Below are 6988 nucleotides of genomic sequence, written 5' to 3'. Positions count from 1 at the left end.
GCTTTAATAAGCGGCTTTCGTTTAGTGACGGGCGATTAGCATTATTCGAGGGCCGATTCTAAAAATGCCCACTGGTCGGCATAGCCTTCAATACGCATCCACGTTGGTGTACCAGCGCCGTGGCCTGCACGGGTTTCAACACGAAGTAATACGGGGTTATCGCAGCCTTGATCGGCTTGAAGTTGTGCCGCAAATTTGTAGCTATGCCAAGGAACTACGCGGTCATCGTGATCGCCGGTAGTAACCAAGGTCGCCGGATAACAGGTTCCAGGTTCTGTATTGTGAACAGGAGAATAAGCATACAAGGCTTCAAATTCGTCGTTGTTTTCACTCAAACCATAATCAGACGACCATGCGCGAGCATTAGCGCTTGGTGTGTGATAGCGAAGCATATCTAATACCCCTACAGCCGGTAAGGCAGCAGCAAAAAGATCGGGGCGCTGCGTTAACGTTGCACCAACCAGCAAGCCACCGTTAGAGCCGCCCTGAATTCCCATTTTTTGAGGGTTGGTATAACCACTTTCGACTAAGTACTCCCCTGCAGCAATAAAATCATCAAACACGTTTTGCTTGTTTAACTTAGTTCCCGCTTTGTGCCATCGCTGGCCATACTCACCACCTCCTCGCAAGTTAGCGATGGCAAGCACATTGCCTTGCTCAACCCATACCATTCTGGACACTGAGTAGCTGGGTTTTAGTGAAATATTAAAGCCACCGTAGCCATACAGTAAGGTTTTATTATTCCCATCAAGCTTTAAACCTTTCTTATGTACAATAAACATAGGCACTTTGGTGCCATCTTTACTGATGTAAAAGACTTGCTTGGTTACATAGTCATCATAGTTAATGCCAGTATCTATGCGCTTAAATAATGTTGACTCGCCGCTTTGAACATCATAAGCGTAAACTTGGCCAGGATTAGTGAAGCCCGTTAACTTGTAAAACGTCGTGTCGGCAGTTTTATCTCCATAAAAGCCGCTTACGCTGCCAATATCAGAAAACGAAATGTCATCAATTTGTTTGCCAGACAAGTCAAATACACTCACTTGCCCTTTTACATCTTTAAGGTACTGAGCGAATAACTTACCGCCTAATAGCGATACGCTATTTAAGGTATCTGACGTACTTTCAATAACAGTTTCGCTTGACTGAACGCCATTGTCGAACTCAACCTTTACAACCTTACCTGTTGGCGCATCGGCCGTTGATGTAAAGAAAAGCGAGTCTTCTTTTTCACCAATAAAATCGTAGCGACCATCCCACTTATCAAAGATTGGTATCAACTTACTGTTTTTTTCTTTTAGCGACTTAGCGTATACCCCATTGGCTTCATAGCCTTCAAATACCGAGATTAATAGTGTTTCACCGTCTTGAATAACCAGTGGGTATGGGTTCCAGGTAGGTTTGCCGTAAAATGAGAACACTTTTGTGTCTTCATTTTGCGCTGTGCCTATTGCGTGAAAATAAATAGACACGGTTTGGCTATCGTCGAACTCACCCGCGTCATTTTCTGGGTAACGCGAATAGAAAAAACCACTTTCGTCAGGTAGCCACGCTACGTTTGAAAATTTAACCCCTTTAATAACATCGGTTAAATCTGATTTGTTGCTGGTTTCACGTATATGAATGGTTTTCCAGTCTGTACCACCATCGGATAGCATATAGGCGAGATAAGAAGCTTTCGGGCTTAGTTCAGTTGACGCCATCGATACAGTGCCATCGTCACTTAGGGTGTTGGGGTCAATGAGCACTTCAGGCTTACCGTTTAGCCCATCAGCCATATAGAGGACATATTGGTTTTGCAATCCGTCGTTATACGTATAGAAGAGTTTGTCATTTACCATGTAGGGCGTTGAATACTTCTCATAATCCCACAATGCGGTTAAACGCTCTTTGTACAACGCTTTAGAAGGTAGCTCAGCTAGATAAGGACGAGCAAGCTCGTTTTGGGCCTCAACCCACGCGTTTACCTCTTCACTTTCTTCTTCTAGCCAGCGATAAGGATCGCTCACTGTAGTACCGTGATAATTGTCCTGCTGCGCGACGGTTGTTGTTTCTGGATAGCTAGACACTGTTGGCATCGCTGTATGTTGCATCTCGCTTTTCGCCGGCTCTGCATTGTTACTGTAGGACGTTGAACAAGCAAAGGTTACCCCTGCAGATGCTGCAACCACGGCTGCGTATATTAGTTTTTTCTTCATTTTTAGTCCTTATAAGAAAAATGCCGGTGTTACCCGGCATTCTCTACTTAGCTTTCTGTCGTAATTTGAGCCTGTTTTCTGCCTTTAAATACATTCTTAAGGTCGTTAAGAATGAGGTAAAGTGCTGGAACAAGTAGCAGCGTAATCACCGTGGCAAACAAAATACCAAAGGCCAGCGAGATTGCCATAGGGATCACAACTTGTGCTTGTAAACTGCGTTCGAAGACAATGGGCATCAACCCCATAAATGTTGTTAACGAGGTGAGAATAATCGCTCTGAAGCGCTGGGTGCCTGCGCTTATCGCCGCGTCCATTAGTGACATTCCTTCCTTGCGAGCGCGGTTTACAAAATCCACCATAATTAAGCTGTCATTCACTACAACGCCAGACAACGCGATAATTCCGCAAATAGACAATACACTGACTGCCATACCAAGCACTAAGTGACCGACAATGGCACCAACAATACCAAAGGGTATAACTGACATAATAATTAACGGCTGACTGTAGGATTTAAGCGGTATAGCTAGTAAGGCGTAAATAGCAAAAAGCGAAAACAATAATCCTTGCATTAAGCTAAACATTGCATCGGCCTGCTCTTTTGAATTCCCTTGTAGTTTGAATTCTACATTGGGATAGCGCGCTAATAGGTCTGGCATCAGATTATCAATAACGTCATTGGTTACCTCTGATGGGTCAAGTAACGCCTTATCGACTGCTCCTGATACTGTAACAGAACGCTTACCATCAACGCGGATAATCGAGTCGAAGCCTTGACCTACGGTAAACGTAGCGACCTGTTCGAAAGGAATTTCTTGGCCATTTGGTGCGCGAACTCGCATATTTTTAAGGTGTTCTACTGAGCTACGTTCGGCTTTGGGGTAACGAACCATCACCTTTATTTCTTCGTCATCGCGCTGAATTCGTTGTACTTCAGCACCATAAAAGCCAAATCGCACCTGTTGCCCTAAGTCCCGTAACGAAATTCCTAGCGCGTCGGCTTGCGGCTTAAGGGCAAGCTGAATTTCTTCACTGCCGCCAGAAAAGGTATCATTAATATCTGTAACCCCTTCGTAACCGTCAAGCGCCTCTTTTAACTCATCACTAATTGCCCGTAATGCCTTTATATCGCTAGAGCTCAATTCAAAACTTAGATCTGAGCCTCCACCAGGCCCACCCGGCGAACTGATATTAAAAGACTTCACCCCTGGAATTTCAGGTAACTCTTCACGCCACATATTCTGGATTTCAAAGTCGGTAAGCGTTCGCGTTTCGCCTTTGGTAAGCTCCGCGAATATCTCCCCCCCTAGATTACCGTTATCAAAGGCAATGGCGTGTTTGATAACATTGTCGCCTGACTCTTGTGCAACTTTATCGTCCATGCGGTGCATGGCTTCACGTAACGTTGTTAACACGTTATCGCGTTGTTCTAGCGACGAGCCCGGTTCCAGTTCAAAGCTTGCAATCATAAAGTCGCTGGGAATATTCGGGAAAAATACGAATCGGACAATACCGCCACCAAATAAACCTACGGTTAATATCAGCATCGCCATGAAAACCGCAACCGTCGTATAACGATTGCGTACCGCTTTAGCGAGAAATGGGGCATATTTGTTATTAATAAAGGTTTTTATTCCTTCGCTGAAAAAGTCTCTAAACCGTTGAAATGCGTTTGCCTTTGCCGGGTCATATGGCTTTAGCTTCATATGTACAAGGTGAGCTGGCAAAATAAGCTTAGATTCTATGAGCGAGAAAATTAGGCAGACAATGACCACCATGCCTATGGTTTTCCAGATAATACCAAACGGCCCTGACACCATTAACATAGGAGAAAACGCCGCAATAGTGGTAAGTACACCGAAGGTTGCCGGCATTGCTACCTTTTTTACACCCGCAATAACGTTCTCAGCACTGTGGCCCTTCTTATCTATTTCGGAATAAGCCGACTCGCCCATAATGATGGCATCGTCAACGACTATCCCCAACACCAGAATAAAGGCGAATAAACTCAGCATATTTATAGATACGCCAATCATATCTAACGGCATCACCAATAACGTGCCAAGGAAACATACCGGAAGGCCGACGATAACCCAAAAGGCGAGTTTAATTTTTAAGAAAAGAGACAGCACTAAAAATACGAGTAGCGCACCAAAGAACATGTTTTCAAGCATCATATTTAGCCGGTCAGCCAAATAAAAGGAACTATCGCCCCACGTGTCAGCCGTTATATGCGCAGGAAACTCTGACTTTTGGCTGTCTATATAGTTGTTAACTTGCTCTGAAATTTCCAGCGCGTTTTGATCGCCCACCGCACGGACACGAAGGCTTACGGCGGGTTTATCATCAAATAACGCGTATTGGTTATTCTCGATAAAGCCGTCATTGATATAGGCCACATCTCCCAGCGTAACGCGGGTGCCGTTTGCATTGGTCAATAAGATAATTTGCGAGAAGTCCCAGCCCGTGTAGGCCTGCCCTTTCGTTCTCAGTAAGATATCGCCATTTTCCGTGCGAATTGAACCACCAGGTAAGTCAACACTGGTTTGGCTTAAACGCGATACCACTTCAGCAAATGTAAGGTTGTATTTCTGCAAATCGACTTCAGACAATTCGACCGAGATTTCATAATCTCGCGCCCCCACTACTTGCACGCTTGAAATGCCGGGTAAGTTCGCAATGTCGTCACGTAAATCTTTGGCAAACTCTTTCAGTTCCCGCTCTGAAGCATCGCCATATACTGAAAGCCAAATAACATCCTGCTGTATTTTTTGACGGTAAATGACCGGTTTCTCAGTATCAGCGGGAAAACTGGGAATGGCATCCACTTGCACTTTTACTTCATCAAGAAGCGAGTCAACGTCGTAGTCTTCTTCTACTTGAATACTCACCGTGCCCATACCCTCAACGGCAGTGGCGTTTAGCTGCTTGATACCTTCTAAGTCTTTTATCGCTTCTTCAATTTTTAATATCACGCCCTCTTCTACTTCCTGAGGCGCAGCACCTAAATAAGGTACTCTTACATTTATGACGTCTATATCGAAGCTGGGAAAGACTTGCTTTTGAATGCTGAATGCGCCGAATAAGCCACCGACTACTAACAGCCACATAAGCAAGTTTGCCGCAACACTATTTCGAGCAAACCAAGCTATCAAGCCTTTTTGCGTATCTATCCGGCTCATTAGCGGCCTCCTTCGGAGGTATTGCTTTCCACTTTCTCGCTTTCGTCAGTACTGGAAGATTGTGCATCTGCCCGCGCTTCATCTGACAGCACCGGCTCATCGCCAGGCAGTCTTACCTTCATGCCGTTGTAGGGGTTTGGCACTGCGCTCGTAACCACTAGCGTACCTTCTTCAATACCTGAACGAATAAACACTTCTTTCGCCGTGGTGCGAGCCACTTCAACCGGTTTAATTTCAATTTCGCGATTGTCATTTACGGTAAGAACGGTGTTGTCTAAGCGCAAAATGCTTCGGGGTAATACAAGCAACTGCTCATTTTGACGTGACGTGATCTCTGCTTCAACAAATTGACCGAAACGCAGAGGTGCTTTATGAGACGCTTTGAAGTTATACGGGTCTTGAACTTCGACAATGGCATATACCACTCGACTACCCGTGTCTAAAATGCCTTCTGAGCGCACAAGTTGACCTTGCCACGTGCGTTTAACACCGCCCACAGAAGCCGTAAGCGAAACAGGCACGCCTTCACTCGATTGCCCGGCAATATTGATGAACATCAAATCACTATCGGTGATGGGCAATCTTACTTCCGCCGTATCCGTTGAATAAACGGTACCAAGTAAAGAGCCCATTGCCACGAACTGACCAAGGTCGATATTTCGCTCTACCACAATGCCATTATAAGGCGCCGTGATTTTGGTTCTCTCTAAGTTACGTTTTGCGCGCTCAAGTTTTGCTTCTGCCGCTTTTACATTAGCCTGCTCTTTAGCCAACTGAGGCTTTCTTAAACCTAATTCTGGCGGCGCCACACTGCTTACAGAGCGCCATTCTTGTTCGGCAACTTTACCTCGTGCGATTTCTTCTTGAAGCGCCGCCTGTGCCTGCGCTAATTCAGCTTCTGCTAATTTAAGGTCGGTGCGATAGTCGTCTTGCTCTAGGGTTGCTAGCACGTCACCTTTTTTAAACGTCCCCCCAGCAATAAACACATCAGATAAACTCACTACCTGCCCGCTCACCTGTGCACTTAACGACGTCTTGTTGCGTGGTACCACATTACCTTGCGATTTAACGATGAAGCTTACTTGCTCTGAGTTAACGGCTTCGGCGTCAACAAGGAACGCAGGAATGTCCACGGGGACTTGCTCAGGCGGTTTACGCGATTTAATCATAACAGCGGCGGCGATAAACGCGATTAACACGATGAAAAGTGGCAATCCACTTTTCATTAACATGGAGTTTTTCATTTACTATCCCTAGGAACGAAAGGAAACCAGCATGGCATTAGTCATTACAAACCATTCGTAAGCAGACATAATTACCAAGCCGTCACCCGACGACTTTCTATTATTATTGTTTCAACACTAGTGTACTGACTTATTAGTGTGTGTGCCCACTTAACATTGTTAGAATTTGTGTCTATTTATTGTTTTTTAAGTGAACGCTTTAATCAGTAGTCCTAATATAAAAAATTATCGAAAGAATACAAAGTAAGATTGATAATTATCACTTTTTCGTTGATTATTTAAGCACTCATTGGTTATGAGTTGACCGGTGGCTGTAATTTTAACCTCGTCTAACAACTAGAGGGAGCCACTGGAACAATTT

At 44.8% G+C, this 6988-nt stretch carries 3 protein-coding genes; all 3 read right to left on the bottom strand.

What is annotated here, in order from left to right; all coding sequences use genetic code 11:
- Window positions 1-41 precede the first annotated feature (41 nt).
- The 3 genes from ACTRWF_RS15365 to ACTRWF_RS15355 are packed head-to-tail and all read right to left on the bottom strand — an operon-like array spanning window position 42 to window position 6627.
- Entirely contained in the window at window positions 42-2201 is a 2160-nt protein-coding gene (locus ACTRWF_RS15365; protein WP_462835810.1) for a prolyl oligopeptidase family serine peptidase, read from the bottom strand.
- 47 nt (window positions 2202-2248) lie between these two features.
- Entirely contained in the window at window positions 2249-5383 is a 3135-nt protein-coding gene (locus ACTRWF_RS15360) for an efflux RND transporter permease subunit (RefSeq protein ID WP_462835809.1), read from the bottom strand.
- The gene (locus tag ACTRWF_RS15355; RefSeq protein WP_462835808.1) at window positions 5383-6627 is read right to left on the bottom strand and encodes an efflux RND transporter periplasmic adaptor subunit; all 1245 of its coding nucleotides are present in this window, start codon (window positions 6625-6627) and stop codon (window positions 5383-5385) included. The genes ACTRWF_RS15360 and ACTRWF_RS15355 overlap by 1 nt, the downstream gene beginning before the upstream one ends.
- Between the last annotated feature and the right edge of the window lie 361 nt (window positions 6628-6988).

This window comes from Alteromonas sp. G5_S2_22_S1, assembly GCF_054968525.1.
This window is presented reverse-complemented; position numbering and strand designations above follow the sequence as displayed.